Annotated in this window: 3 protein-coding genes and 1 pseudogene; 1 reads left to right on the top strand and 3 read right to left on the bottom strand. The window is 40.3% G+C overall.

The window, feature by feature from the left end; genetic code table 11:
- Window positions 1-368: 368 nt before the first annotated feature.
- Both F6K53_RS40620 and F6K53_RS40625 read right to left on the bottom strand, forming a co-directional pair.
- Entirely contained in the window at window positions 369-704 is a 336-nt protein-coding gene (locus F6K53_RS40620) for a XisI protein (protein ID WP_293085859.1), read from the bottom strand.
- Complete coding sequence (locus F6K53_RS40625) at window positions 692-1,111, bottom strand: element excision factor XisH family protein (RefSeq protein ID WP_293085862.1); 420 nt, start codon at window positions 1,109-1,111, stop codon at window positions 692-694. The genes F6K53_RS40620 and F6K53_RS40625 overlap by 13 nt, the downstream gene beginning before the upstream one ends.
- A gap of 180 nt (window positions 1,112-1,291) precedes the next feature.
- Between F6K53_RS40625 and F6K53_RS40630 the strand changes: the two genes are divergently transcribed.
- Window positions 1,292-1,486 carry a hypothetical protein gene (locus F6K53_RS40630; RefSeq protein WP_293085864.1) on the top strand — a complete coding sequence of 65 codons (195 nt, stop codon included), beginning with the start codon at window positions 1,292-1,294 and terminating at the stop codon, window positions 1,484-1,486.
- Here F6K53_RS40630 and F6K53_RS40635 read toward each other — a convergent pair.
- A pseudogene (locus tag F6K53_RS40635) lies at window positions 1,487-1,668 on the bottom strand (DUF1802 domain-containing protein); the annotation flags it as partial.

The following is a 1,668-nucleotide window of genomic DNA, read 5'->3' on the forward strand; positions in this document are numbered from 1 at the left end:
TATGTACTATCATTTAGCAATCAGCTAATGGTTTCCCGTAGCGTAGCCACAGACCAATCGCCATTTCAGTTTTTGATAAATCTGATTACTATATAGCGTTTGGCTATGAAAAATTAGCAGTATTTTTCATGATATATTTGGAAATGCTATAGAGATTAAATGTATTTAATTTTCTTTTATTATACTATTTTGTTTATTGAATTGTAAACTAGTAAAATCTCTATACCTTCATCTGTTTTCAAGACAGAGTAAGGGGTTAAAAGGATGACACAGTTTGGCTTGAAATGAGAGGAAACCGGATTGATCTCAGAGTCGGAAATCACCCCTGGTTGATAACCAGTGAAAAAATCGATTGACCTATGGCCACGCTACGCGAACGCATAACCAGTATGGGGACGAACGTCTGGTGGGTGAAACCCTAGCACAATATCTGATTTGGGAATCCCTGCAGCGACAAGTTCTTCAGTGATGCCATCTTCGATACCATCCCGTTGAATCCAGATTTTCCCATCAATAATCTGAACATGCGTAATGCAGCCGTGGACTCGACGTTTGCCATCCCAGCCAACAACCATTAGCATAAAATGATTGTTCAGAGTATCAGTAATGGCATAACTTTGGATATCGCCGTGACTGTAACTAATCCGAGCGTAACGCTCTAGAATTTCTCGAATTAATCTGGAATACTCATCTAATCTATCCATTGCACTATTTCTTCTCCTTCTGCATCAAAAATTAGCAAATTCAACTGATTGTTTTCAATAGCAATTCGAGCAATTTTCTCTTGAAAAAAATCTAAGTAAACTGCATTCCGAATCGCTAGATATAATGTTCGATATCGATGGTTGGTTGATTCTTTTAACAAACCTCGATAAAGCACATATTGACCGAGGGCATTTTCTAGGTCTTGTACAGGAGAAGGACGAATAAAACTTTTTACCTCAACTGCAATACGTCGCCGACCTTTTTCTGCTGCAAAAAGTTTCTCCGATCCCATATCTACGTAAACGGTTCGCTCTCCAACAGCTAATGCTAGAGGATCGTTAGTAATCACCCATCCGTCTTTGATCAGAGCCGTTTTAACCGTTTCGTGGTAGATATCTTTTGCCATTAAAAGTAGCTTATTATTGCCATGCTTAAGGCTATATCTATGGTAGCTTAATCACGCTTTAGGCATTGATCACAAGCAGAAATTTTGAATATTGAAATAAAACGTTACACAAACCGGCAGATTTTTACTATAGCGCTTTCTCTCCTAATGAGGTAAACATGATTGTTTACCTATTGCCTATTGCTAGCATGCCTATTGCTAGCATGCCTCTTGCCTCTTGCCTCTTGCCTCTTGCCTCTTGCTAGCATGCCTGTTCCCTATTCCCTATTCCCTGTTCCCTATTCCCTTTTCCCTGCTCCCTGCTCCCTGCTCCCTGCTCCCTCAAAAAATGTACCTCACCAAATTTTAAAAAACGCTATACTGCTCAAGTGCTAGTTAATCCATGGGCAAGTCCCGCAGGAAGTAAAAGCAATCACTTTTACTATCCGTGCCCTTGATTCGCCCCAAGTAGCCAGTTAAGGGAGAAGAAAGCTCAATCAATATTTCGTGTAGTTCTGGCTGAGTCAAGGACTGGGGTGGATTGGAGAAGTTATAGGCTCCATAGATCATCTCTACTC

Origin of the sequence: Moorena sp. SIO4A1 (genome assembly GCF_010672065.1) — a bacterium.
Classification (GTDB): domain Bacteria; phylum Cyanobacteriota; class Cyanobacteriia; order Cyanobacteriales; family Coleofasciculaceae; genus Moorena.

What these genes read in the sequence shown, in the direction of transcription:
- F6K53_RS40620 (WP_293085859.1), bottom strand. Translation starts at nt 704, where the DNA reads ATGGATAGATTAGATGAGTATTCCAGATTAATTCGAGAAATTCTAGAG.
- F6K53_RS40625 (WP_293085862.1), bottom strand. Translation starts at nt 1,111, where the DNA reads ATGGCAAAAGATATCTACCACGAAACGGTTAAAACGGCTCTGATCAAA.